The following is a 25,310-nucleotide window of genomic DNA, read 5'->3' on the forward strand; positions in this document are numbered from 1 at the left end:
GCGCGCACAGACGATCCGAACAATCCGAAGCATCGGAACCCGGACAGGCAGCCAACGTCGGATCCACCCACGGATGCCCGCTGGGCCAGAGCATGGCGCGGAGTTTGACCACAATCGCTTGGCGCGCTGATGCTATTGCGGGCGAAGAAGAGCGATCTCTTGACATCGTCGCTTACATCGGTTTGGCTTTAGCGCGCCGGGGCGTGGTTGCTTCCGAATGTGGGCTGAAGGATATCCGCCGCTGCCGCCAGTGAGGCGGGGTCGCCGAAATCCACGTTGATCGACTTGTCGCCGGCGTCGAAACTCAACCGTCGGCCTCCCGAGGCAGACATCAATTCCAATGTGGTGCAGCCCTGCTCGCCGACATTGTGTGGTCCATAGAACTGGTTGGCGGGCGAGCTCCAGATGTCACCGGGCCCAAGCCACTGTCCGTCAACTTCAACTGATCCTCTAATGACGAGTTCGAGCCGGTCACTGTCATGCGAATGCCGTGGCAGGACGTAGTTGGGCGGGTACGCAACGACGGCAGCAACGGGGCTTCGTTCATCGGTGGGATCTCCGATGAGATGCATCGTTGTCTTCAGTCCTTGCTGCTCACCGGCTGCTGCCACGGCCGCAGCCCAGTCCAAATCCCTTGGGATGATGCCCCAGTAGTCGTCGTCGTTGACGTGCCAGATCTTCATGAGAGGTTGCCCTTCGTAGCGAGATGCGTTGCTGGAGGTTAATGCTGGTTAAGTACCAGAGTGTACTAGTCGATTCTAATTCTTGGTATGGGGTGTCATCCACAAGCACGCTGTCAAATCGACGCCCGCCCAAGAGATTAGGTTCTAGGGCTCGGCGAGCACCGTGGCTTTGGGCGGCGAGCCTATTTCGTCATTGGCTCCTCCGATCGCCAAACCCTCTGGCAGAAGCCGGTGAACTGGCCGCCGACAGTGAAGGCGGCAAGTACAACCGGGTCGCGTAGTGGCTACAACCGGGGAAGATGTTCACTGTGCGGCTGAGGCGCATAGCGGTGCGCATCGGGGCGATTCGCGCGGCCGACTCGGCTCGATCATGTTCCTTAGCGTTGGGCCGACCGCAGGTAATCGGGCTCGACGGCCCGGCGAAAGCGACACCATTCTGCACCCATAGCCTGGATCAACACAAAAGTGCAGCACCCATCCGGCGGCCGAGTCTCATCAGTCGGCAGGCCATACGGTTGGCTGGACAACAACGATTGACATCAGGCCGGTATTGCCAAACTGCCGCTTGGATGAAAGGCAGGCGGCGAGCGGTCGCAACATTCGGCCCGACGGGGTGCAAACGCCTTGACTTAAGAGGCACAAGCAGTTGGCCTTTAACCGGTTCGCGTCAGCGGCACTCGATGAGGCAAGCATATGCACCGCCGGCATCTGCGCTCATGGTCTGTAAGCCGAACCGTCCTCCGGTCGCCTCCAGCGCGTTCAGCATCGTCGTGATCTGCCGCAGACCGCCGCACGCACGCGGGATGCCGAGCGCCAACGCACCGCCGCGCGGGTTAAAAAGGTCTGGGCTGACGGGGAATTCCGCTGTCCAAGCCAAAGGTACACAAGCGAACTCTTCATCCACCTCGACGTGGTCCAGTTGCCCAACAGACATCTGTCTGTCCGCCAGGATCTGCTTCGTTGCCTGCAATGGCGCCGCCAGCGGCAGTGCAGGATCTGGGCGCGCGACGGAGAATCCGCAGAAATACGCCCGTGGCCGCACCCCGAGGCGGGCAGCGTGATGTTCGTTCATCAGCAGTAGCGCCGACGCCCCCGCAACCCGTCGGGCTGAGTTGCCCACGGTGATGGAGCAGGAGATCTCTGGGTGCTGGCGGGCTACCACGGGATCGAGAACCGTTGGGCCAAGTGTGCGGAGTCGTGCGGTCGTCAAGTCAATGTCAATAGCCTCGTCGTGCAAGACCTGTCGTAGGAGGCCGTCGCTTGCGACGGTGATCGGCACGATCTCGGGCTCAAACTCGCCCGCGGCGGCAACCTCGGATGCCCGCTGGTGGGACCGCACCGTGTACGCGTCGAGGTGTTCGCGCCGAATACCCCATTTTGCAGCCAGCAACTCAGCAGCCAGCACGCGCGGATGTACGCCAGCGGATTTATCGAAAGGGGCTGGCGTCGCGGAAGTTTCGGAGTGATCGCCTGTTGGGCTCGACCCGTACATCGAGCCGGCTCCCGCGACCACAACGCTGCCGTATCGTCCCTGGGCAACCTCCTGCGCCGCGAGATGCAGGATCTGCTGGCCCGTACCACACCGCTGACCGATCGTAATAGCGGGAATGTGAACCTGCACAGGGTCGCCGGGCTGGCGGGGTTGGCCAGCGACGTATGGCTGACCGCCCGTCTCGGTGTCGCATTCCACCAGCAGTCGGTCGATGTCACTGGCGTGGACTCCAGCTCGCTGAAGCAGTGCATCAACGATCTGGCGTACTAAATCCATCGGGCTCATCGCGGACAGGCCGCCGGCCGTCGGTAGGCACATCGGCGATCGCACCGCCTCCACCAATACAACCTTTATTGTGGCCCACCTCCATGTATGGGATGACCGGGTCCGCCGCGCCAGCTCGCAACCGATGCGGCAGCACTCCTAGTATCCCAATGTTAACATTGGTTTACTAGGGCTGAGCAATGCGGTTGATTGGATCCGCTCGTGAGGCCAATTAACTCGCAGCCCATGTAGTGTGGCTAAAGGCCTGGGGGTGCCCCCAGTTCGGTGCGCTCGTTACAGCTCACCAACTTCCGAGGCATACCGCGGCAGTTGTGGGCCACAGTTTGGTAGACCTAGGACATGCAGGCGCGTCCAGCTTCACGCACCGCGTTTTGGCACTGGGGATTGGCCAATGCCGCGAGGTCACCGGCGTCGGTGTCGGCCAGCCAGCAGCGCAGCGCCCGTCGATGAACCTTGTTGGAACGAGTCACCGGCAGCTCGTCCACCACCACGACCGCTTCGGGGCGCATCGGCTTTCCCATCGCACGTTCGACCGCGGCGGACACCGCCGCGGCGACGTCGGTAGGCGCCCCGGCGGTGTCGCTCAACGTGATTGCGATGACTGGCACCAGACCCTTGCGGTGATGTGGCAGTCCGACGGCGCCGGCGAGCGCTACACCGGGCACGCCGAGTGCCAGTGCCTCAAGTTCTGCCGGACCGACGCGCTTGCCCGCCACTTTGATGACGTCGTCAGATCTCCCCGGCAGCTCCCAGCTGCCATCGTTGTGGCGGATTGCCTGGTCGCCCTGCTGCCACCGACCGGGAAACCGCGACCAATACGTCTTCAAGTATCGGTCACTGTCGTGCCAGAGGTTGTTGGTCATCGAGGGCGTGGTGCGATTCAGCACTAACTCGCCGATTTCGTCAGTGATAGACGCGCCTTCGTCGTCAACAACGTCGGCCGACATGCCCGGTACTGGTCCGGCAAAACGCCCTTCGGCGGTCTCGACGATGGGGCTTCCGCCTAGAATGCCGCCGCCAATCTCGGTTCCGCCCGACCAGTTGATGATCGCGGCCCGCCCACGTCCGACGTGCCGATGAAGCCACCGCCAGGCGGGTATGGTCCACGGTTCACCCGTGGAGGGAAGGATTCGCAGCGAGTCCAACGAGTATCGATCCACCCACTGGTCTCCCGCCAACGCAAGGATACGCGCCGAGGTTGGTGCGATGCCGAGGTGCGTCAGCTGGTACCGTTCGACAAGTTGCCAAAGCCGGTCGGGCCCAGGGTAATCCATCACACCTTCGAAGAGCACCAGCGTCGCTCCCAGGGCCAGGGTGACGACCGAGGTGAGCGGGCCCACCAGCCATCCCATGTCGCTGGGCCAGCACAGCCGGTCGCCTGGAGAGAGATCCATGGTGAAGGCAAGGTCGATTGCGGCGCCGTACGGCATTCCACCGTGGGTGTGCAAGACGCCTTTCGGTGGGCCGCTTGATCCGGAGGTGAATGCCAGGCAGAAGGGGTGGGCGGAGTCGAATGTCTCGGGGGAGCCGTCGACGCCCCGGTCGAGTAGTTCGGACCAGGTCAGCGTCCCCGGCACCGACCTATCGGCATTCAACCGAGGTACGACGATGATGTGGGGGTTATGTGAGACGCGGCGCACTGCTTCAACAGCCACCCCCAACATCGGTACCGTCGCTCCGCGCCGCAAAAATCCGTCAGCGGTGATCACTGCCGAAGCCCGTGCAAGCTCAATGCGTTCAGACAGCGCTTCGACGCCGTACCCACTAAACGCGGGCGCGATGAGTGCACCGATTCGGGCAACGGCAAGGATCGCGACAACGGCTTCGGGGATCATAGGCAAGTACATGGTGACGACGTCGCCGCGCCCGACTCCTAGCGACCGTAAACCCGCAGCCGCCCGCGCGATCATCGTGTCGAGTTGGAGAGTGCTGATCGACCGCGTCTGGCCGTCGTCGCCCTCCCATGCCACAGCGCATGCATCGGGGCTGAGTCGCCGAGTCGCCAACCAGGCCACATTGGTCCCGCCATCAGGGAACCATTGGGTGAATTCTGGGCCCCGGGAGTCGTCGACGAGTCGTGTCCACGGTCGCATCCATTGCAGATCAAGGAATTCCATCGCCGCTGGGTAAAACCACTCCGGTTCGGCGGCGGCCCGTTGTACTAACTCGGTATAGCTGTCCAAGCCCGCCGATGTCATGAATCTGCTGACCTGATACGTGCCGATACGACCCGGATCCGGCCGCCAACGGTCGTGGACAAACTCAGGAGTCAGCTGATCGACCATCCCGTCCTCATTTCGGTGGCTTCAAGTAAACGAATGTTAACACCCTTTGCAAGAGCAGGCCCCTGCCGGCCCGCCGCAACCAATTCGGTTGGACCGCAGGGGCAGCGAGGCGGCGCACGTGCTTTCTTGTGGAACATCGAGACGCGAGAAGCGTCGGTTGGTCACGGAGTCGCTGCAACGGCGTCAGATCGGGTCGTGGCGTCCGCGAAGTCGATGAGGTCTTGATACGTTCGGACCGATGCGGCGTCGATCATCGACCCCTCGAATTCCGCCGATCCACGGCCGGCGCGTATGGCTGCTTTCAGCGCGGCTAGCGCGCGTCTCGCGTGGTCGACCTCGGCAGGACTAGGCGTAAAGACGCGGTTTACGACGTCGATCTGGGCGGGGTGGATGACCCACTTTCCGGCCATTCCCATCGCCGCTGACCATCGCGCATCGCGGAGAACGGCTGTCAAATCGCGGAAGTCCGGGTGCGCGCCATCGATCGGCTGGATCCCCGAAGCTCGGCAGGCGGTGACGAACCGTGCGCGTGCGTAGTGCCACATGTCCGGAATTGGCGAGGACGCCATTACCGCTTCACGCGTGCGCAGACTTGCCGAGAGGTCTCCATAACCGAGGACCATCGCGTCGAGACGGGCACAGCATTGAGCGATGTCTTCGATCCGTGACAGCGCGACCGCATCCTCGATGAGAACTTCGAGCCGAATCCGCCCCGGCGCTAGCCTCCATTTGCGCTCGAGCTCTGTCAGGAGCGTGTCTATGTACGTAAGATCTTGTGTTCGTTGGATTTTGGGAATGATCAAGGAATCGAGGTTGCTCCCGCAGCGGCCGACGATCTCCAGAATGTCGTCGATACTGTGTGGGGAGCCGATTTGGTTGATGCGGACCGAGCGTGCTTTGGCGCCCCACTCGGGATTTCGTAACGCTTCAATACACCGTTCGCGGGCGGAGTCCTTCTCGTCGGGAGCGACCGCGTCCTCGAGATCCAAGAACACCCCGTCGGCGGCGCTCGCCAGTGCGCGCCCGATCATTCTGGGATTGCTCGCTGGGGTGGCTAGCACTGAGCGCCGCAGTCGTCCGCTCATTTGGTTGACCGCCTCGGAGCGCTGAGTAGACACGGGATCCTCTCCGTTAGCGCTGAGAAGCTCGACTGGGTCGAAAGTCGACAGATATCTCGCTGCGCCCCCTGTTCAGCTTCGCGACCCGGGAGCACCGGTGGTGCGGATACGGGCCTCCTAAGATGTTGCACCTACGCGCCGAGCTTGGGGCCCGGTGTGAATTCGATCTCGAGCGAACTCAGGCCCCAAGTGCCACCGGCGTGCACCGACGGTCCGGTCTTGGCGCAAACGCGGAAGTCCGGGATGCGCCGGATGACCTCTTCGAGGGCTATGCGCATCTCCAACTGGGCCAATGGTGCGCCGACGCAGCGGTGGACGCCGTGCCCGAACGTAAGGTGGGGGTTGTGGGCGCGGTGGAGGCTGAATTCCTCTGGATCTGCGAATTTCTCATCGTCGTAGTTCCCGGCCCCGAATAGCAACAGCACACGATCACCTTTGCGGAGTTGGACACCATCGACCACGACGTCGCGGGCCACGGTGCGTGATGGGCTATGGACCGGAGACTCCATCCGCAGCACTTCTTCGACCGCGCGGCCGGCCAACGAGAGATCTGCGATCAGCTCAGCCCGCACATTAGGGAAGCGGTCGACAAGCATCAATGTGGAGGACAATCCGCTGACCGTGGTCTCCAGCGCCCCTCCGATGGCAGTGAAGAGCAGGCCGACGCACTCCTCCTCCGAGAAATGTTTACCCTCGGGGTTCTTGTGCGTAACGATCGCCGAGATCAAGTCATCGCTGGGGTTGGCGCGGGCCCGTGAGAGTGCGTCAGAAATGAAGACGGCCAGCTGCTGGGCCGCGTCCGCAACCGCCGCTGAATCCCCTTCTCCCGGAGCTAGAATGGTTGCGCTCCATTCATAACAGCGTTCGCCGTCCTCAGGGTCGAACCCAAAGAACCCGGCAACTACTTGTCCGGGTAACCGCTTGGCGAACTGCGCCACGAAGTCGGCACGGCCATCCTCGATAAAGGTGTCCAGCAGCGCTGTGGTTCGTTGGCGCACGACTGGCTCGTAACCGGCCACAGCCCCGGGGGTCAAGTAGGGCATGAACACGGCCCGGTAGTCGGTGTGCAGCGCACCGTCGGACTCGGTCGGGATCCCGCGAACGGGAAACGGCAGCGGTGGGATCATGATGCCCTCACCTGATATGAAGATGTCGGGCTGGCGCAGGATCTTGATGATGGTGTCGTACTTGCTGATCACCCAGAACCCGCCATGGCGGTCCGAATGCGCCACGGGGCAGCGGGACCGCAGCGCGCGGTAACGCTCGAGCACATCGACGGCATAGTCCTCGGCGGTATGGTCGAAATGCTCCTCAAGCTCTGCGATATCGGTCGCGCTCAAGACCACCCACCACCCAACATTCCGCACTTACCTCCATGGGAAGACATCGCCATCGACAGTATCAATCGCCAGAATGTGAGTCAACGACGGTTTACATTTGAAGAGCAGTGCTTCGATAGCTCCCTCTTTATCCTTGTTTACAACGCAATACGAGTGCTCTGGCGCCAGAGGAACCATGTAAACGCACGATCATCCGTGAACCGTGCCAGCCGCGGCCGAAATGACGCCGCAAGGCCCGCTGGTGAGCGTCCGACGCCACATTCATGCCGGCCACATTTGGTCCGACAGTGGTCGATCGCGACGAATAGCGCTCAGTTCGGGCATGACTCGCTCACGGATCAGATCGATGACCCCTGGCAACAGTGGGCGCAGCACCGCCCCGTCGCACATCCCGAGGGCATGGATGTCGGCAACCAGTCCCACCAGTCCCGTGGGTGTGCCGACGTAGGTGATTGTGTCGACCCGCGCAATGACGTGCTCGACGGTCATTCGATGGCGTGCGCGCGCGGAGCTGGTGTCGATCAGCACGTCGATATCGACGAGGACGTCCAAGCCGGGGTGGTCCTCGTGCGCCGAAGCCGCATTCTGCGCGACCTGCCGTAAGTCGCCGCCGCGCACGCGGATGAACTGACGCGTTGAGTCGATCCACAGATTGTCGCCATTGATCAGGGCAACGCGGACGTGCCTTTGCCCAACGACATCGTGATCCGTCATGACAGCTCCCGACCGATCTGGTTCCGGCAGTGTCGTTCTCGCGCAGGTGGTATCTAACTCCGAACCGGAGCCGTCAGGTCGAGCTTGTATATAGCGGCGGCGTTGCCCGAGAGCGCTTTGGTGCGGGTGGCGGGGTCCAACACGCTGTGGCCGGCTGCAGCGTACTCGGCGGGCGTCAGGGTGGTTCCGCCACAAGGCCCGGGCGACAGGCTCGTCCCGTGAGGGAAGTCGGTGGAGAACATGAAGTTGTCCGGGTACAGCGGCAGGTGATCTAGAGTTGACCGCTCGAACCAATAGGTGGCAAAGCACTGGCGGCGGAAGTACTCGCTGGGCAGCAGCGGCAAGATCTTGCTCCCGTTGTACTGCTTCCAGTACCAGTCGAGCATTTCAAGATAGAACGGGAACTGCCCGAAGCCGGTCTCGACGCTGACGAACTTGAGGTTAGGGAAGCGTTCGCAGATGCCGCTGGTTAGTAGGCGACCGAGTACCCCGGGCTGCGTCATGAAGGCGTCGATGCCCTTGACGACGTATTCGCGCGCCTCCTGCGTTCCGTCCCTGACGGCGGATCGCTGCCCTCCGTCCTCGGCCAACCGCTCCTCTTGACTATCGAATCCGAGGTGGTAGTTGATTGGTACCTCGAAGTCCTGCGCTGCGGCGTAAACCCGGTCCCAGTGCTCAGAAACGAACGACGGCATACCAATTTTCTCGAACTTGTTCGCGAAAAGGACGCCCTTGAAGCCCAGGTTTACGCACCTCTCCATTTCGGTCAACGACGCATCGATGTCCCAGAAAGGTAGTGCCGCCATCGAGACCAGGCGCCGGCGATCGGCTGAGCACCACTCCCAGACAAAGTCGTTCCATGCCTGTACGCAAAGCGTCGCCACTTCTTTGCCGAGCGGAAGCAGTGCGCCCGAGACGAAGCCAATAATGTTGGGATAGATGAGCTGGATCTCGATCCCGTACTCGTCGAGCCGGCGCAGCCGGTCCTCAGCCCGATACACCGCCGGATCCACCTCGTCGTATTCCCATGGGCTGGAGGGAAGGAACTCCTTCCAGCCTGCCTGGCTTGTGCCGGCACCGGCCACCGGCCAATACCAAACATCGCCAACACGCCAATGCCGGCGACCGGTCTTCGGGTGGATACCGACGCGCGGGACCACGTCGACGTACTTCTTGGGAACACGCGCAGTCCACACATCGGGCGGTTCGGTGATGTGCGAGTCGGTGTCGACGATGACCCAGGAACTATCTGCCGCTTGATCGTTGCCATAGCTCATGAAGTCATGTTAACAGCGCCTCACCAAGCAGGTCAAGTAGTGGCGTGCGCACGCTATTCGCGCAGCATAGATCCCTTGTGTCAAGGGGGCAAAGTCGGTTAACCTTCGTTACGCATTCGATGTCAAGGTTCATATTCTGAGGCTGCGCAAACGGCGCGCGTAAATCGACGGAGGGACCCGTGGTGGCCGATCGCAAGATGAAAATGATCGCCTTCTTGCAGGCGCAGAACTGCTCGAACTACCCCGGGTCCTGGCGCCACCCCGCGTCGGCGGTTGACTTCACGTCGGCCGCCTACTACCAGCGAATCGCGCGGGCCCTCGAGGCTGCCCGATTCGATCTCGCGTTCTTCGACGACCGGCTGGCGATGCCTGAGGTGTGGGGCGGCAGTCCTGAGCTCGCCGTGCCCACGGCGTCCGATCCGTGAAGATGGATCCTACCGTCGTGCTTATGGCCATGGCGATGGCCACGACACACTTGGGTCTCGGGGCGACCTACTCCACCACGTACTACGAGCCGTTCCACGTCGCTCGTCATTTCCAGACTCTCGACCTCATGAGCGGCGGTCGAATCGCCTGGAACATCGTCACTTCGCTCAACGACTCGGAGGCTGCAAACTTCGGGCGCTCAGTCCATGTCGCCCACGACGAGCGCTATGACCGCGCCGACGAGTTCGTGGAGATCGTGCGCGACCTGTGGACGGCATGGGACCGCGACGCGCTGATCGTCGATAAGCCCGACGGCATGTTCGCCGACCCCTCCAAAGTGCATACGACGGACTTCGACGGAAAGTACTTCCGGGTGCGAGGGACATTCACGGTGCCACAGTCGCCGCAGGGACACCCGGTACTTCTGCAGGCGGGAGCCAGCGGACGGGGCATGCAATTCGCTGGCGCCGGGGCTGACATCGTCTTTGCGCTGTACAAGAACAAGCAGGCCGGCGCCGACCAATATCGTGCCCTGCGGGCAGCCGTCGAATCGGCCGGCAGGGATCCAGACCTAGTGACAATCGCGCCGGCGGTCACCGTGGTCACGGGGGAGACGGAGGAGCTGGTGCACCACAAGGCCGAAATCATCCGTGGGCTTGCCCGCCCCGAGGACGCCCAAGCCCTGCTTGGTGAGATCCTCAACATCGACTTCTCGGGACGGCCCGGGGATCTACCTTTTGCAGATGACGAACTGGCGGCCATGTCATGGCACGGCTACCGCGATGCGGTTATCCGCCTGAGTGGCAAGTCCAACCCGACCGCCGATGACTTCGTTCGCTTCTCCGGCCGGGGCACGCTCGACGAGCTCCCTTGTTTCATCGGGACGCCGGACCAGGTGGCGGACGAAATGGAGGAGTGGCACAACGTCTGCTGCGACGGATTCGTCGTGACCGCCGCTACTGTGCCGGGTGCATACGAGGACTTCGGTCGCCTGGTAACGCCGATTCTGCGGCGTCGCGGGCTGGTGGACGCCGACTACCGCGGAACGACCCTGCGCGAAAACCTCGGTCTCCCAATGCCTGAACGGTTAACGTTGGCCGCCGCGGATTCCCTGTGAGTGCAGCAGGCGTACCGAACACAGGCGCGGAGCGCACCGGGGCTCTGCAAGATATTGTGATTCTCGATGCGGCTACGCTGGGCGCCGCGCCATGGATCGCCACATACCTGGGCGAGTTCGGCGCTGAGGTCATCAAGCTCGAGCAGCCTCGTAGGGGAGACCCGCTGCGCGGCTGGGGGTTTCAGCGCGACGGAGTCGGCCTGGCATGGAAGAGTGCCGCCCGCAACAAGCGCTCGGTCACTGTCGACCTCCACCAAGAGGAGGGGCAGCAGCTGTTCAGACGGCTGATCGAGCACGTCGATGTGCTGCTGCTGAACTTCCGACCCGGTCGGATGGAGAAGTGGGGCCTGCCCTACGAGGAGCTGGCTAAGATCAACCCCGCATTGATCGTCGTTCACGTGACAGCGTTTGGCTTGACCGGGCCCTACGCACAGCGCCCAGGCTTCGGAACCCTGGTGGAGGCGATGAGCGGGTTCGCCTACATCACTGGCGAGGCCGACGGACCACCAACGCTTCCCGCCATCCCCCTGGCGGACTCGGTCGCGGCAATGCAGGGAACGATCGCCTGCCTCACGGCGTTGCACCACCGGGGTCGCAACGGCGGCCGCGGTCAACTCATCGACGTCAGCCTGCTTGAGCCGCTGAGCCGGATGCTCGAGCAAGCGGCCACCGATTACGACCAGCTCGGCATCATCCAGCGCCGAACCGGAAACCGTTGGAACATAACCGTGCCGCGCAATGCCTATCGCACGTCAGACGACCACTGGGTCGCAATGTCGGGCAGCTCTCCCTCGATCGCTGAGCGTGGCATGCGAGCGATCGGCCGGGCCGATTGGCTCGAAGACCCGGTAATGGCCTCTGCACAGGGCAGGCTGGCGAGAGCAGACGAGATCGACGCGGCCTTTGCCGAGTGGATCGGCGCGCGAACGCTCGAAGAGGTTATGAAGACCTTCGAGGAACATGAGGTAGCCGCCGCACCCGTCTATTCGGTCGACATGCTGATCGCCGATCCGCAGGCGGTCGCGCGCGGGATGTTCGTGAAGATCCCTGACGACGAGCTCGGCGAAGTGCTGGTACACAATACGCCGACGCACCTGAGTGAGACTCCTGGCATGATCCGCCACCTCGGACCACGGCTAGGGGCTGACACCGAGGCCGTACTGCGCGAGCGCCTCGGACTCGACGACGCCGAGCTCGGTCGGCTCCGTGACGCTGGCGTCATCTGACGAAGCAACGCTGCCTACTGGACAAATCGCCGGGTTGCCACCCAAAGCACGCCCGCCCGTCTCAACCCAATGAGGCCAGCCGCATAGTCCGCTGTGCACACGCCATACCGTCAATTCAGTAGAGGGAATCGCACAGTTATCTAGGCACGCACGCAACACCCGCCGAAGGTAAGTGCGCCGAGGGTAATCCCGAGGCCGCGCTACGGGTCCACGCGTTCGAAGACCGCGGCGAGTCCTTGTCCACCGCCGATACACATGGTTTCCAACCCATAGCGGGCATCACGCCGATGGAGTTCACGCGCAAGGGTGGCCAGCATCCGCCCCCCGGTAGCGCCAACCGGATGCCCGAGAGAGATTCCGGAGCCGTGGACATTGGTGCGCTCTCGATCGGCGTCGCTGAACTTCCATTCGCGCATGACGGCAAGTGCCTGTGCCGCAAAGGCTTCATTGAGTTCGATCAGATCGATGTCGGCAAGGGTCAGGCCCGCCTTTGCGAGTGCGGCCTCTGTGGCAGGAACCGGACCGATACCCATAATTTTCGGTTCGACCCCCGCTGCGGCCCAACTGACCAGGCGCACCAGAGGGGTAAGCCCGAGTTCAGCTGCCTTTTCAGGTGTCGTGACGAGGCACATCGAAGCCGCGTCATTCATTCCGCTTGAATTCCCCGCCGTCACAGTCGATTCTGGATCCTCGGCGATCATAACCGGATTGAGCTTGCTCAACGATTCCATGGACGTATCGGCACGGGGATGCTCGTCGGAGTCGATCAACCACTCGCCGTCACGGGTCTGCACAACAGTCGGGATGATCTCCTCAGCGAGAATGCCGGCGGCCTGTGCCGTGACCGCACGCCGGTGAGATTCTAAGGCGAGCTCGTCCTGCTCGACGCGCGAAATCGCGTACATCCGTCGGAGATTCTCTGCCGTTTCGAGCATGCCGCCCGGCACTGGGTGATTGCGGCCACCCGAGGTTGTCCGCGACCGGATCAACCCATCATGCACCTTTACGCCGCCGCGCGATCCTCCCCACCTCATGTCGGTCGAGTAGAAGGCAACGTTGCTCATGCTCTCCACACCGCCCGCGATCACGACATCATTTGCACCGGTGACGACTTGAAGGCAGGACTGGATGACCGCTTGCAAACCGGATCCGCAGCGCCGGTCTACCTGCATGCCAGGCACGGTTACCGGAAGGCCCGCGTCGAGCGCCGCGAGGCGCCCAATCGCAGGTCCGTCGCTGTTGGGATAGCACTGACCCAGTACGACATCCTGGACGGCGTCAACGGGTATTCGGACTCGATCGAGAAGGCCTTTAAGTGCCGTCACCGCAAGGTCAACGGCGGTCAGTGATTTAAGCATTCCACCATACCGCCCGATCGGCGTGCGGACAGGCTCACAGATTACAGCTTCGGTCATTTCTCCCTCTACCGTTGCGGTTCAACGCAAAGCGCGCACTTCACATAAATCGACCGCCCCCGACCTCGATGACGGCCCCCGTCACGTACGACGACATCTCCGAAGCGAGAAATACCGCTACGCTGCCAATCTCCTCAGGCTCTCCCGCCCGACCAAGGGGAATGTCAGCGACCTTCGAGTCCCAAAGCGGCTGGGGCAGAGCCTCGGTCATCGGGGTGCGGATCAGGCCTGGCGCAATGGCGTTGACCCGAATGCCCCGGCGGCCTAGCTCTTTCGCGGCGGCCTTCGTCAATCCGACGATGCCGGCCTTGGCTGCCGAGTAGTTGGTCTGACCGGGATTTCCGACTTTGCCGGACAGAGATGACATATTCAGGATGGTGCCGCGTTGGTTCTCCCGCATGATGGCCGCCGCCGCACGGGTACCATTCCAGGTGCCTTTGAGGTGAACGTCGATCACTTGATCGAAGTCCGCTTCAGTCATCCTGCGCATGGTCACGTCACGGGTAATGCCGGCGTTGTTGACCATGATGTCCAACCGGCCGAATCGCTCGACGGCAGCGCCGACGAGCTGCTGCACCTCGGATGAATCCGTCACGTCGCAACGCACTGCCAGGGCGCCGTCGTCGCCGCCGAGCCGCTCGGCAGCTGAGGTGGTCGAAGCGAGATCAAGATCGCCCAGCACCACGCTTGCGCCCTCGGCGACGAACCGCGACGCGATTGCGTATCCGAGGCCTTGCGAAGCACCGGTAATTACCGCCACGCGGCCCGCTAGCAACGACAACCTGGCCTCCGTCCTGCGTGATCGGTTAACGGCCTCTGACCTGGATCGGCCACCTGTGGTCGTCGGCCACAACGGGAATGAAGTTTGACTCAATCCCACAACCAGTCTAGGGTAAACGTACGTTAACACAAGTTGCGGATGGAGACCAGTGGCCCGGGATCATCGACCCCTACGGAGCATCTCCTACAACTTCGATGAGCACGATGACATCGGCATGATGCGTAGTGCCTACGAGTTGGGCTCCGATGCAGTGAGTTTCGAACTTGAAGACCATGTTCCGCCCAAGATGAAACCGACGGCGCGTGCCAATATCCGTCAGGTTTTGGAAGAGCTCGGTCCGAGCAAACCCACGTTTGTTCGAATCAACCGGCTGGATTCGCCGGAGCTCCTGTCCGACCTCGACGCGGTTGTCTGTCCGGAGTTACACGCTGTCCTTGTTCCCAAGGTGGAAAGCCCGAAAGACGTGCTGCTGCTCGATGGTCTGCTGACATTGTTCGAGAAGCGTGCCGGGGTAGAAGAGGGACGTATATTCATCACGCCGCTTCTAGAATCTGCCTCGGGAAATCGACTGGCATACGAAATCGCCTCGGCATCGCCACGAGTGGCCTACATGGGCGGGATGGTCTCCCGCAACGGGGATCCCGCTTTGTCCATCGGGTTCGAGTGGACACGCGAGATGCAGGAGACCTCCTATATCCGCCAGAAGGTGTTGCTCGACGTTCGCAGCGCCGGAGTCCAGTGGCCCGTGAGCGGTAACTGGAACCCGGTTGACGATCTGGAAGGGCTGGAGAAGTTTGCCATTCAAAGCCGTCAAATCGGTTATGTGGGCCTGACGTGTATGCCGGTCGCTGAACACGTCGAGGTCATCAATCGAGTCTTCACCCCCAGCCAGGAGGAGGTCGACTACTGGGCGGAGATCGTGCCGATTGTCGACGCCGCGAAGACTGACGTGGTGGTGGGTGGCCAGGTTCTGCCTCCGAACAAGGCGAAATGGGGCCGTCGTCGGCTGCAGCTAGCGGCATATTACGGCCTGGTGCCCAGTGAAGATCGGGCGCGGTTGACCGCCGAACACGTCGGTGGGTTGACGACTCACGTTCGAGCGCTGGTGCAGCCGGCCACAGGTTCAGTGGACGGGCCGGGCAGTACTCCAACGAACGGGACGTAGCGGTATTCGGTCGACCGAGCCACAATGATACGGGCGACATCACCGGTTCCGCGGCAGATGCGGTCGCAGCGTACGCCAACTCGAGCCTAACCCCCCTCGATCGGTAGCTGAGCGGTGGGGGCAGTGAGGCGTAAAGGGCTAGACTCACCGATGACGGCAATATGTGTTAGTTTACTGATGTTCACAGGTCATCGGCGATCATGGGGTCGATTCTTATGAGAGGTTCCCGGCTTCGGTTCGCACAGACCAAGTTCACGCTGTCTCGCGGTGTGGATAGCGATACCGCAATATTGGTTAACAAGGAAAAATCAGTGGAAGCCGTCGACCATGCGACAGCACTGCTCGTACGGTCTTACGACCATCAGGACCCGCCGTTTGAGCCTCGGCACTCCCATAGACGGCGCAACACGTCCGGCTTCTACGGCGGGGTATCGCCTCAGTGATCGCCCAGCCCGTTGAGGCGCGCGTGCCGCGGCGCCAGCAGTTGTTACAGATCGCCTCAGAGATGTTCGCCCGCCGCGGTTTCGCTGGAACGGGCGTGGACGAGATCGGTCAGGCGGCCGGGATTACCGGTCCGGCTCTGTATCGACACTTCGCGAACAAACAAGCGATCCTCGATGCTCTCATCATTGAGGGCATGCAACGCCTGGTGAACACGATGCAGGGAGTCGCTGCGCAAGATGTTGGCGCCAGTAGGACGCTCGATATGCTTATCGAGAAACGATTGGACTTCGCGTTCGGACCTAACCGATATGCCTTTGTGATCCGGCGCAATGAACATGACAACGTTTCGCGCGTCGCGCTGCGTAAGGTGGCAGCACTTGAGGAACTCTACTGGGCTGAATGGTTGCGAGCGCTGGCGGCACTGCGACCGGGAGTGCCCACGCCCGTCCTTCGGCGTGCGGTCTATGCCGTGCACATCTTCATCGGATACATCGCGCTGGAAGAACACGTCGATGACATTGACGAGGTGCGCACCCACATCGCCGGTATGGTGCGTGCCGCATTGTTCGCTTGAGTGATAGCCTCGGTCGTCGCCGCCAGTAGCTGCCGTGCGTCCGTTGCCCCAGTGAACCGAAACGCACGAATCACCGTCCTGTAGAGTCCAAGAAATTCGGTTCGCAGTTGTTAACTTCAGCGAATCGCCGACGCTGAACGACGGTACGATCCCGTTGTAGCCGGGCCAAGAACGATCCCGAATTTCATCAAGCCCGCGATTGATGAGGCAGCCGCCGACGCCGGTAGGCCACAACCGCGCATCATCGCGATGGCGCCGGTGTCGGTGACCGACCACACAGAGTCGACACGTGCTACCGCTCGTGCCAAGCTGCCCGGCTGCGACCACGTGCGGTCCTACCGGCGGGTACTCGATCGCGAAGAGCCGACCGCCGCCCGCTGGCCTGGCTATCGCCGGCGACGAGGCGACGGTTGTAGCGGGCCTTGATCGCTTCCGAGCCGCACGCGCGAGCGATCTCATCTTGTACCCGATTCGATCGGACCACGCTGCGGTACAGCGCATCTGGCGACTGGCGGCTGCGATGTGAGAGCACACCGCGGCACGCCGGCCTGGTGGTCAACGGACTATTGATTGGCGCGCACGTGGATCGGAAAAATCGGTTGTCGCGCTTAACCGGTATCAGCCTGTAGACCAGCCGATTCGATGGCTGCGACGGCGCACATCTCGTCGTTGTCCGAGCTGTCGCCGCTGACGCCAACAGCCCCGAGCAACACGCGGTCCGCGTAGATGAGGACGCCGCCAGGAACAGGAACCAACTGGCCTCCGGCGAGCGTGTTCACAGCACCGACGAAGTAAGTCTGTTCCTGCGCGCGGACATACAGCCCCCGTGAACCCATTCCCATGGCAAGCGCGCCGAATGCTTTTGCGTGTGCGATCTGGGTTCGAAGGAGGCTGACGCCATCCTGGGCCGCCAGCACCTTCGTGCATCCGCGTGAATCGAGGACTGCGACGGCGACCGGGTTGAGGTCGTGCTCGATCGCGCGGGCGAGCGCGGCGTCGAGAATCGCCTCGGCCAGTGCGAGGTTGAGTTCAAGCATGGGGTCCTTCAGGCTCCTGGAGAGTTCGTCGGTCTATGCCGATGCATGGCGGGGTTTACGCGTCAACCGTCGCTTTCCCACGGAAGCGCAGGCACGCGTTGGTGAGTCATGCATACCGTCGTTGCAGCCTGCCGCCGTCAGTGATCGTGGACGATGATGCCGCGGATGTTTTTGCCGTCTTTCATGTCCTTATAGCCCTGGTTGATGTCACCCAGCTTGTAGCGATTGGTGATCATCCCTTCCAGATCGAGGTGCCCGCGCTGGTAGAGCCGCAGCAAATTGGGGATGTCGAAGTTGGGCCTTGCCGAACCGAACAGAGCGCCCACGATCTGCTTCTCCATCAGGGTGAGGTCCGCCATACTCAGCGACACCTGTGTCTCGTGGATCGGGTGGATATTGGTGACCACGCATCGGCCGCGCTTGCCGACGATGCCCATGATCGAAGCCATCAGGTCGCCCCGCCCGACGCCGATGGAGCAGATCACCTTGTCGCACATCCGGCCCCACGTCTCTTCTCGAATAGCCTCGGTGGCCTCTTCGACCGATGGATAGGTGTGGGTGGCGCCGAACCTGGGCGCCAGTTCGCGCTTGAGGTCTACGGGGTCGATGGCGATGATTCGGTCAGCGCCAGCCATCCGCGCTCCCTGGATCGCCGCAGCGCCGATACCACCAACACCGATCACCGCAACGGTCTCGCCCGGCTGCACCTCGGCGGCGTACACCGCCGACCCCCATCCGGTAGACACTCCGCAACCGACCAACGCGGCGACCTCCAACGGAATGTCGTGATCGATCTTCACACAGTTCAGCTCGGGGATGACGCCGTACTTTGCGAAAGTGGCCAAACTGGCCATCGTCGGGATGTCTTGGCCCTTGGCGTGGTGGCGGGTGGTCCCGTCCAACTGCATGCCAGTTGCGATAAGAGCCCCGTTGTCGCACAGGCCCGAATGCCCCTTGACGCACGACGGGCATCGACCGCATGCCGCGACGAATCCGGGCACCACGTGGTCGCCGGGCGCTACGCGCGTCACGCCCGGTCCCACATCGACGACGATGCCGGCGCCCTCGTGTCCGCCGATGATCGGCCAGAAGAAGCCCATGTCGCCAGTCACCAGGTGGTCATCGGAATGGCATAGGCCCGCCGCAATGTATTGGATGCGTACCTCACCGGCCTTCGGAGGATCCAACTCGATGGCCTCGACGCTCCACGGCTCGTTTTGCGCCCAGCAGATCGCAGCCTCGGTGCGCAAGACACCCTCCTTCAACGATCCTGCAGCTACCGGCGAGGTGTGGGACCCGGCCGGAACGGAGATGCTTTTGATCTCGGTGTACTGGTCGAGGCCCTCGCGTCCAAACTCGCGCCCGATGCCCGAGGACTTGTAGCCGCCGAACGGCGCGACTAGATCGGGCATGTACTGGTTGACGCCGTAAGTCCCGGTTCGCACGCGACGTGCGATTTCCAGGCCCAAGTCGATGTCGGCCGTCCAGACCGACCCGCCGAGTCCGTAATCGCTGTCGTTGGCGATGCTCACCGCGCCATCAACTGAATCGAACGGTATGACCGTCAACACCGGACCGAAGATCTCTTCACGGGCGATTCGCATGTCGTTGGTCGCGTCGGCGAACAATGTGGGCTTGACATACCAGCCTGTGTTCAGCCCGTCGGGGCGACCTCGACCACCCACGACCATGCGCGCGCCCTGGATCTCTCCGATGGCGATGTAGTCCTCCACCCGCTCCCACTGGCGCTTGCTTACGAGCGGCCCGATATAGGTTTCCGGATCAGTTGGATCACCGACTTTCAGCCCCTCAATCATCGCGGCAAGCCTGTCGACGACCTCCGCGGAGCGACTGCGGCTAGCCAAGATCCGGGTCTGGGCACCGCAGGCCTGACCCGAATTGACCAAGGACACTAATTTCAGGCTCTCGACCGTGGAATCGAGGTCCGCATCGTCGAGAATGATCGCAGCCGACTTGCCGCCGAGTTCGAGACTGCACCGCTTCAGGCCCTTCCCGCAGAGCTTGGCGATTCGACGGCCGACCACTGTCGAGCCCGTAAAGGAGATCTTGTCGACACCGGGATGACGGACGAGATGTTCACCGGCCGCCGTGCCACCAGGAATGACGTTAACGACGCCAGCCGGCACACCGGCCTCATCGAGGATTTCGGCCAACACAAACGCGTCCAACGGTGCTTCCGGTGACGGCTTGAGAACTACCGTACATCCGGTAAGGAGCGCAGGAGCCAGCTTGGCCATGGTCAGGTACTGTGGACCATTCCACGGAACGATTGCCCCCACTACGCCAACGGCTTCACGCCGGACGATCACATCGGAGCCGAAGACACCGCTCCGCGTCTCCTCCCACGGGTATTGCTTGGCAATATCGATGAAGGTGTTGAGGGCCATCCAGGTGCTCGCGGTATGGACGGCCTGAGCTAATGAGCTGGGAGTTCCTATTTCGGCTGTAATGACTTCGGCAAGTTCGGGCATGCGCGCCGCGTAACCCGCCGAGAATCGTTCCACGATAGCCACGCGCTCGTCGAAAGGTGTTGCGCTCCAAGTGTCGAACGCCGTCCTGGCGGCGGCAACCGCGGCATCGACGTCCGCGGGCTGGGCTTCCGGAACTACCGCGATGACTTGCCCGGAGTGAGGGGATATGACCTCGATCTTCTTCTTCGAAGACGGCGCCGTCCAGCTGCCGCCAATGTAGAAAGCGCTCCGATTCGCCATGGGAGTCCCTTCATCCGTCGTAGAGGTTGTTAACATCAGTTCAGCCGGTGTTGGCTCGGCATGGACTCCACCCCAGATTAGAGGAGTCTTCTCGGCACTGTAGCATCGCGTTAACGATGGTTTCTATACTATGCAGTAGATGCGCAACCCCATCGTCCTGACCGACACCACAACCCGATGGTGAGGAGCGTCGTATGGAATCGGACCCGCAGACACAGGCGCTACGTGTCCGCAGGATGAGTTGGGAAGCCGACGACGTGCTCTCGATCGTGCTGGGCTCCGACGACCGAGCGGATCTACCGCCCTTCTCCTGCGGAGCTCATATTGACCTGATTTTGCGGCCCGATCTCATCCGCCAGTACTCACTGTGCAGCGACCCGGCCAAGAAAACGGAGTGGACGATCGCTGTGCTGCTCGAGCGCGAGAGTCGGGGCGGCTCAACGTATGTGCATAGCGTCCTTCGGCCCGGGATGCTCGTCTCTGCTACTGGTCCCAGAAACAACTTCCCGCTCGTTGACGCCGAGCAGTATCTTTTCATCGCTGGCGGAATCGGCATCACCCCAATACTTCCCATGGTCGCGGAGGTCGAGCGCCAAAGCAAAAACTGGGCCCTGCTCTACGGGGGACGGCGCCGAGCATCGATGGCATTCCTCGACGAACTCAGCCAGTACGGCTCGAAAGTGGTGGTCACCCCGCAAGACGAATGCGGGCTGCTCGACCTCAAGGCTGCGATCGATCCACTTCCGACTCATGCTGCGGTCTACTGCTGTGGGCCAGAGCCGCTGATCGCCGCGGTTGAAGCCACCTGTTCCGAATTGGGGCGCGCGGAACCACACGTCGAGCGCTTCAAGGCGCGTGCCCAACCGATTGGTTGCGACCGGGATGAACACAATGAACCGTTTGAGCTCGTCCTTTCCAAGTCGGGTAAGCGAGTGACCATCCCGGCAGACAAGACAATCATCGAGGTGCTCGAAGACGCCGGCATCTACGTTCCGACGTCTTGTGAAGAGGGTTTCTGCGGCACCTGCGAGACCGAAGTGGTCAGCGGCACACCGGATCATCGCGACGAGTACCTCACCGATGCAGAACGCGCGAACAACAAATCGATGATGATCTGCGTGGGACGAAGTAAGACACCGGTACTGGAACTCCGCATCTAGAGAGAGGAAAACGACCATTCACGTGACAGTGACAACTCGGTTCTGGAAGGAATACCTTGTATTTCAATATGAGGGCTCGTAATCCTTGGCCATCCCTGGTGAAATAATCCCTAATAACGACAGGAGCAAGTTCGAAAATGACGTCGATGAAGGACACAGTCGCTCGTACACTGCATCTAGCCACCGATGAGCTGCCCTGGGTCCCGGCGGGTCCGGATTTCGAGATGCGCGTCGTCCATGCTCGATTGGATGAAGGTTGGGTAGTCAGTCAGATTCGCGCTCAGCCCAATGTCGCGCACGGTTGGCATCGACATGACGCTCCGGTGTTCGGCTACACCACTGCCGGCGCATGGGGGCATGATGAAACTTATGAATACCGCCCGGGCACCTACATATTCGAGACGCCAGGCGTGGTCCATCGATTCTTCAACGGCCCGGAGGTAACGGAAGCGATCTTCCTCAGCTACGCCGACGCTGAATTCATCGACCTGGAAACGAACGAGGTCACCGGCCGAGTCACCCGCGCGGACATGGTGGAGAGGTATCTGCAAGGCTGCGAGCAACTCGGAGTGCGTCGGCCGAACTTCCTCACCTAGAAATGAAACGACCGGGGAAGCTCTCGACAGAAAGCTTTTCCCGGCGGAAGACCCTGCGCGGTAAACGAAGCAGCGAAACGCAGCTGGGCGAAACGGATGGAGTGACCGTGGAGACGGAGGGGATTCGGCCTGGCGGATGGCCGCGCGCCAGCGTTCGGTAAAGCGTAAACGGCCCAACTTGCGGTTTGGCGACTCACACTCCGGGCACGCATCCGCGGGAAAGGTGCAACGCCGTTCGATGCGGTGGCGCGCGGCCCAACAGACGGCTGTGCCGTAAAACTGCAATTGTGCCCAAAGCGAATAAGGCCCGAGTGATCGTTGCCCATTTGATGGCAACAGTGTCTTGACGAGCTCAACACGGAGTGCGAAGCTATCGATTAATGAATGTTAACATCGGCGCCGTGAGGCAGTGGATGTGACCTCGCTGTTCGTACGTACGTCTGCCGCGCGGGTTCAGCCCCCTAGTCACTCGGCCTACCCGCACCGACTAACAAATGCATTCATCCGTCAGTTTCAGTGAACAGGAGGCAGTTCAGATGGCAGGTGTCGAGGTTGCCGAAGGCGACCAATCAACCGCGATGTTTCTGCCGGGTGGTGGCTATCACCAGTGCTGGTACCCGGTCGCGTTCTCTGAGGATGTGCCTGCGGGCACGTCGGTGGGGTTGGAGTTCTGCGACGACCGCATTGTGCTCTACCGCGGTGCGGACGGCGTTGCGCGGGCCTCGATTCCCTACTGCAAGCATATGGGTGCCGACCTGAGCATCGGTGATGTAGTGGGAAACGACCTGCTTCCATCATTGGCAGTACGGGCCGGACGGGGTATGCACGAAAATCCCTTCGGGCGACCGCATCCCACCCTCGGCGAGAGTTACGACCCTTCCTACCGAGGAAAGACGGGGGATGATCTGGGTATTTCTCGGAACAACACCTCTCTACCCGCTGCCCGATCTCGTCGAGTGGGATGAGGAGACCATCGCTAGCCGGTATTTCGAAGTAGAGTTCATGGAGCCGCTTCGAGTGGACCCGTGGATTTTTGCGTCGAATGCGTTCGACTATCAACACCTGCGCGTTCTGCACAACTCGCCGATCGATTCGGATGCCTCCACAATGGAAATCCACGAACACACGATCGACAGCGGTTTCGTCATGAAAAATGAACATGGCGGTGAGATCAACTTCAGCCACATCACGATGTTCGGAACAAACGCCATCGTGTCACACGGTAAGCGGGGCGGACATCTGTTGCAGCACATCGGCGCTGGAACGCCTATGGGTAGCAAGGGGACGAAGTTCTTCCTCCTCATCACGACTCCTGCCGCAGGCGTCGACGGACGCAAGAGCTCCGACGTCGAACATGACCTGGACCTCCTCCAAAAGATGCATACCCAGCTCTTCAACGAGGATGTCCCCGTTCTGAATTCAATCCGGCCGGGACGCAATATGTTCGTCAAGTCCGATCAAATATTGGCCCGATACTTCCGCTACGCGCGCGGCTATCCGACGACCACGTTGCGCGAGCTCGACCGTGAAAACAACGCCCGGGGACCGGCTGTGACTGCCACCTGACCGCGGAACCGATGCTGCAGGTGCTGCCGCACGCGGCGTTGCAGGGCCATCAGGTTTTCATCGGGCGGCGCGCGGCTCGGCCGATCGGTGCCTACGGCTAGCGTTCTCAGGAGTGGCGATTCGCCGCTGGAGGGCGAGATGAGGCTAGATGCGACTGATGCGGCCAACGCTATTAGGAGCTAAATCCATCCGGCCTCGCGGGCAATGAGCCGCCGGCCGCTAACCGGCAGCACCCATTATCGCGCGGGCGCCCAACACTCCCGCCCCGGCGGCGGCCTCCGTCCAAAACCCTCGGACCGGTCCCGCCCCCTGCCCGACGTACCACAAATCCGTCACCGACGGGCTACGACGCGGCAGTTTGGGGCCGACCGTGGTGTAGTCCATCCAATGCTCGGAGGTGTGAATGATCGTCTTCACCTTCTCGACGGACTCTGCGTAGTGCGGGAAAACCAGGTTCAGGCCGGCGTCGACCTCCCGTAACACGTCGTCTTCTGCTCGATCTCCGATGTTGGTCACGACCAAGTGAATCAGCTGCTTGCCTGGCTCGACATCTGTGTGGTGGGCGTCCACCACTGCCCCTAGCCGCCGTCCGTGCGGCCAGTTCAAACTCAGTGACACAGGACGTTCCAACAGCGGCCGGTTGAGCAACACGAAAACGACGAGCTGCCGCTGGGCGGTCGGGCCGGTGTAATTGAGTACTTCTCGAACTTCATCGGGCTGGCGGTCAAAGAGGCGGCCCAACCGTGCGTTGCTTGTCGCCAACGCGACCACGTTAGCGTGGATCTTCGTGCCATCTACTAGCTCGACGCCTTGAGCGCGACGGTTTTCCACGTGGACTCGCGCAACGCGGCAGCCTCGCCAGACGGTACCGCCGCGGCGTTCGACCTCTTTTGCGATCGGTATCCATAGACCTTCGCAGGGGTCGGGAACGACCTCACACAACGTTCCCTCGTGCATGAACATGATTCGCAAGGTCCATAGTGCGCACGCGGCTGATAGGTGGTGCACCGCGTCCTGTTCGGTCATGCCGTTGGGCGTGCCGCAGAAACCGGTCAGCATGGCGGCGACCTCAGCGGTGGCTCCATGGCTTCGGAGCCATTCGGAAAACCGTACTCGATCGAGTGCGAACACCTCATCGGGTGGAAGCGCCAACCCGGCTCGCAGACAACTGACGATCAGTTCGCGGTGCGCTGCTGACAGAGTTCCAGAACTCAGATCCGCGAAGGTATTGGCAATGGCGGAAGCCGATGCCATATACGGCAACGGCACCACCTGAGCAGTACCGATCACCTGCATTTCCATCGGACGAAACTCGCGGAAACGGACGGGCAGGTCTAGCCGGCGCACAAGCGGCATCCACCAACCGCCGCCCCAGCTTGATTGCCAGGCCGGCACTTGAACCGATCCGCGGTTGCGTTCATCCATCCAGACCGACCGGAAGGTGTGACCGACCTCGCCCGCCTCGCAGATGAGAAGTGGTCGCCGCCCGCCTAGGACCAGTTCCGCGGCGCAGCAGAGACCGGCTGCGCCAGCACCAACTACAACGACATCGAACTTGTCCACGACAACCCCGTTCCGGCAGTGAAACGACCGGACGACGTTAACAGCCCCTAACTGCTGATCTCAACCGGCTGTGCCCGGCCGACTGATCCGTGCCGTCATTAGGCGTCGCAGGCCTCAATCCCCTAGCGGGAGCTGACAAACGGGCGCGGGCGGCCAGGAGGGCGTTCCCCGACGACGTGTGGTGTCCACACGACGGTTCCGCGCTTTGCTTGTGATGCGATCCTGAGCCGGTGCGTTCGAGCTGGCTAAGGGACAAGCGCGGCTAGGCCCTAGGCCGCCTCCGTCATGTGCTGCGCTCGCGTCGATTGCCGTTT

General features: G+C 61.8%; 21 protein-coding genes. 9 read left to right on the forward strand and 12 right to left on the reverse strand.

The window, feature by feature from the left end; genetic code table 11:
* Positions 1-188 precede the first annotated feature (188 nt).
* The 7 genes from AWC19_RS29305 to AWC19_RS18850 all read right to left on the reverse strand — a co-directional run bounded on the left by AWC19_RS29305 (position 189) and on the right by AWC19_RS18850 (position 9,194).
* Entirely contained in the window at positions 189-683 is a 495-nt protein-coding gene (locus tag AWC19_RS29305) for a cupin domain-containing protein (RefSeq protein WP_142281292.1), read from the reverse strand.
* Between the two features lie 667 nt (positions 684-1,350).
* Complete coding sequence (locus AWC19_RS18825) at positions 1,351-2,514, reverse strand: thiolase family protein (protein WP_142281293.1); 1,164 nt, start codon at positions 2,512-2,514, stop codon at positions 1,351-1,353.
* 278 nt (positions 2,515-2,792) lie between these two features.
* Positions 2,793-4,745, reverse strand: a complete 1,953-nt coding sequence (locus tag AWC19_RS18830) for an AMP-binding protein (RefSeq protein ID WP_085079519.1) — start codon at positions 4,743-4,745, stop codon at positions 2,793-2,795.
* Positions 4,746-4,906: 161 nt separating this feature from the next.
* Positions 4,907-5,830: an HpcH/HpaI aldolase/citrate lyase family protein gene (locus AWC19_RS18835; RefSeq protein WP_264072544.1), complete on the reverse strand. Its 924-nt coding sequence runs from the start codon at positions 5,828-5,830 to the stop codon at positions 4,907-4,909.
* Positions 5,831-5,994: 164 nt separating this feature from the next.
* On the reverse strand, positions 5,995-7,203 hold the full coding sequence (locus AWC19_RS18840) for a cytochrome P450 (protein ID WP_142281294.1): 1,209 nt from the start codon (positions 7,201-7,203) through the stop codon (positions 5,995-5,997).
* Positions 7,204-7,464: 261 nt separating this feature from the next.
* Entirely contained in the window at positions 7,465-7,917 is a 453-nt protein-coding gene (locus AWC19_RS18845) for a hypothetical protein (RefSeq protein WP_085079522.1), read from the reverse strand.
* A 53-nt stretch (positions 7,918-7,970) separates the two neighbouring features.
* Entirely contained in the window at positions 7,971-9,194 is a 1,224-nt protein-coding gene (locus tag AWC19_RS18850) for an amidohydrolase family protein (protein WP_085079523.1), read from the reverse strand.
* Positions 9,195-9,376: 182 nt separating this feature from the next.
* Here AWC19_RS18850 and AWC19_RS30100 point away from each other — a divergent pair, with 182 nt between their 5' ends.
* Genes AWC19_RS30100 through AWC19_RS18860 form a run of 3 tightly spaced genes read left to right on the forward strand, consistent with a single transcriptional unit; the run spans position 9,377 to position 11,963 of the window.
* Positions 9,377-9,619, forward strand: a complete 243-nt coding sequence (locus tag AWC19_RS30100; protein ID WP_211284951.1) for a hypothetical protein — start codon at positions 9,377-9,379, stop codon at positions 9,617-9,619.
* 23 nt (positions 9,620-9,642) lie between these two features.
* A complete protein-coding gene (locus AWC19_RS18855) occupies positions 9,643-10,737 on the forward strand; it encodes an NtaA/DmoA family FMN-dependent monooxygenase (RefSeq protein WP_245849128.1) in 1,095 nt (364 codons plus the stop codon).
* Positions 10,734-11,963: a CaiB/BaiF CoA transferase family protein gene (locus tag AWC19_RS18860; protein ID WP_245849130.1), complete on the forward strand. Its 1,230-nt coding sequence runs from the start codon at positions 10,734-10,736 to the stop codon at positions 11,961-11,963. The genes AWC19_RS18855 and AWC19_RS18860 overlap by 4 nt, the downstream gene beginning before the upstream one ends.
* A gap of 200 nt (positions 11,964-12,163) precedes the next feature.
* Here the strand turns inward: AWC19_RS18860 and AWC19_RS18865 are convergent, their stop codons facing one another.
* Together AWC19_RS18865 and fabG are read right to left on the reverse strand one after the other, a co-directional pair.
* Positions 12,164-13,378 carry an acetyl-CoA C-acetyltransferase gene (locus AWC19_RS18865; RefSeq protein WP_085079524.1) on the reverse strand — a complete coding sequence of 405 codons (1,215 nt, stop codon included), beginning with the start codon at positions 13,376-13,378 and terminating at the stop codon, positions 12,164-12,166.
* A 40-nt stretch (positions 13,379-13,418) separates the two neighbouring features.
* Positions 13,419-14,159, reverse strand: a complete 741-nt coding sequence (fabG, locus tag AWC19_RS18870; protein WP_085079525.1) for a 3-oxoacyl-ACP reductase FabG — start codon at positions 14,157-14,159, stop codon at positions 13,419-13,421.
* 148 nt (positions 14,160-14,307) lie between these two features.
* Here fabG and AWC19_RS18875 point away from each other — a divergent pair, with 148 nt between their 5' ends.
* Both AWC19_RS18875 and AWC19_RS18880 read left to right on the forward strand, forming a co-directional pair.
* The gene (locus AWC19_RS18875; RefSeq protein WP_142281295.1) at positions 14,308-15,324 is read left to right on the forward strand and encodes an HpcH/HpaI aldolase/citrate lyase family protein; all 1,017 of its coding nucleotides are present in this window, start codon (positions 14,308-14,310) and stop codon (positions 15,322-15,324) included.
* 439 nt (positions 15,325-15,763) lie between these two features.
* Positions 15,764-16,342, forward strand: coding sequence for a TetR/AcrR family transcriptional regulator (locus tag AWC19_RS18880; protein WP_085079527.1), 579 nt, complete (start codon positions 15,764-15,766; stop codon positions 16,340-16,342).
* Between the two features lie 608 nt (positions 16,343-16,950).
* Here AWC19_RS18880 and AWC19_RS18885 read toward each other — a convergent pair.
* The gene (locus AWC19_RS18885; RefSeq protein ID WP_085079528.1) at positions 16,951-17,379 is read right to left on the reverse strand and encodes a GlcG/HbpS family heme-binding protein; all 429 of its coding nucleotides are present in this window, start codon (positions 17,377-17,379) and stop codon (positions 16,951-16,953) included.
* 137 nt (positions 17,380-17,516) lie between these two features.
* Positions 17,517-20,111 carry an aldehyde dehydrogenase family protein gene (locus AWC19_RS31425; RefSeq protein ID WP_085079529.1) on the reverse strand — a complete coding sequence of 865 codons (2,595 nt, stop codon included), beginning with the start codon at positions 20,109-20,111 and terminating at the stop codon, positions 17,517-17,519.
* A 194-nt stretch (positions 20,112-20,305) separates the two neighbouring features.
* On the opposite strand from AWC19_RS31425, the gene AWC19_RS18895 reads away from it, so the two are divergent.
* The 4 genes from AWC19_RS18895 to AWC19_RS18910 all read left to right on the forward strand — a co-directional run bounded on the left by AWC19_RS18895 (position 20,306) and on the right by AWC19_RS18910 (position 23,433).
* Positions 20,306-21,271: a PDR/VanB family oxidoreductase gene (locus AWC19_RS18895; RefSeq protein ID WP_085079530.1), complete on the forward strand. Its 966-nt coding sequence runs from the start codon at positions 20,306-20,308 to the stop codon at positions 21,269-21,271.
* Between the two features lie 146 nt (positions 21,272-21,417).
* Positions 21,418-21,867 carry a cupin domain-containing protein gene (locus tag AWC19_RS29310; RefSeq protein ID WP_211284953.1) on the forward strand — a complete coding sequence of 150 codons (450 nt, stop codon included), beginning with the start codon at positions 21,418-21,420 and terminating at the stop codon, positions 21,865-21,867.
* Between the two features lie 494 nt (positions 21,868-22,361).
* Positions 22,362-22,832: a Rieske (2Fe-2S) protein gene (locus AWC19_RS18905; RefSeq protein ID WP_085079532.1), complete on the forward strand. Its 471-nt coding sequence runs from the start codon at positions 22,362-22,364 to the stop codon at positions 22,830-22,832.
* On the forward strand, positions 22,768-23,433 hold the full coding sequence (locus AWC19_RS18910) for a hypothetical protein (RefSeq protein ID WP_142281297.1): 666 nt from the start codon (positions 22,768-22,770) through the stop codon (positions 23,431-23,433). The genes AWC19_RS18905 and AWC19_RS18910 overlap by 65 nt, the downstream gene beginning before the upstream one ends.
* Positions 23,434-23,652: 219 nt before the next feature.
* Here the strand turns inward: AWC19_RS18910 and AWC19_RS29315 are convergent, their stop codons facing one another.
* Positions 23,653-24,996, reverse strand: coding sequence for an FAD-binding protein (locus AWC19_RS29315; protein ID WP_142281298.1), 1,344 nt, complete (start codon positions 24,994-24,996; stop codon positions 23,653-23,655).
* Between the last annotated feature and the right edge of the window lie 314 nt (positions 24,997-25,310).

The sequence above is a fragment of the Mycobacterium palustre genome, from assembly GCF_002101785.1.
GTDB lineage: Bacteria > Actinomycetota > Actinomycetes > Mycobacteriales > Mycobacteriaceae > Mycobacterium > Mycobacterium palustre.

Excerpts from the sequence above, each read along its gene's own strand:
- AWC19_RS18835 (WP_264072544.1), bottom strand. The coding sequence starts at position 5,830 with ATGAGCGGACGACTGCGGCGCTCAGTGCTAGCCACCCCAGCGAGCAAT.
- AWC19_RS18910 (WP_142281297.1), top strand. The coding sequence starts at position 22,768 with ATGATCTGGGTATTTCTCGGAACAACACCTCTCTACCCGCTGCCCGAT.
- AWC19_RS18845 (WP_085079522.1), bottom strand. The coding sequence starts at position 7,917 with ATGACGGATCACGATGTCGTTGGGCAAAGGCACGTCCGCGTTGCCCTG.
- AWC19_RS31425 (WP_085079529.1), bottom strand. The coding sequence starts at position 20,111 with ATGGCGAATCGGAGCGCTTTCTACATTGGCGGCAGCTGGACGGCGCCG.
- AWC19_RS29310 (WP_211284953.1), top strand. The coding sequence starts at position 21,418 with ATGAAGGACACAGTCGCTCGTACACTGCATCTAGCCACCGATGAGCTG.
- AWC19_RS18885 (WP_085079528.1), bottom strand. The coding sequence starts at position 17,379 with ATGCTTGAACTCAACCTCGCACTGGCCGAGGCGATTCTCGACGCCGCG.
- AWC19_RS18850 (WP_085079523.1), bottom strand. The coding sequence starts at position 9,194 with ATGAGCTATGGCAACGATCAAGCGGCAGATAGTTCCTGGGTCATCGTC.
- AWC19_RS18830 (WP_085079519.1), bottom strand. The coding sequence starts at position 4,745 with ATGGTCGATCAGCTGACTCCTGAGTTTGTCCACGACCGTTGGCGGCCG.
- AWC19_RS18855 (WP_245849128.1), top strand. The coding sequence starts at position 9,643 with ATGGCCATGGCGATGGCCACGACACACTTGGGTCTCGGGGCGACCTAC.
- AWC19_RS18905 (WP_085079532.1), top strand. The coding sequence starts at position 22,362 with ATGCATTCATCCGTCAGTTTCAGTGAACAGGAGGCAGTTCAGATGGCA.
- AWC19_RS18865 (WP_085079524.1), bottom strand. The coding sequence starts at position 13,378 with ATGACCGAAGCTGTAATCTGTGAGCCTGTCCGCACGCCGATCGGGCGG.
- AWC19_RS18895 (WP_085079530.1), top strand. The coding sequence starts at position 20,306 with ATGGAATCGGACCCGCAGACACAGGCGCTACGTGTCCGCAGGATGAGT.
- AWC19_RS29305 (WP_142281292.1), bottom strand. The coding sequence starts at position 683 with ATGAAGATCTGGCACGTCAACGACGACGACTACTGGGGCATCATCCCA.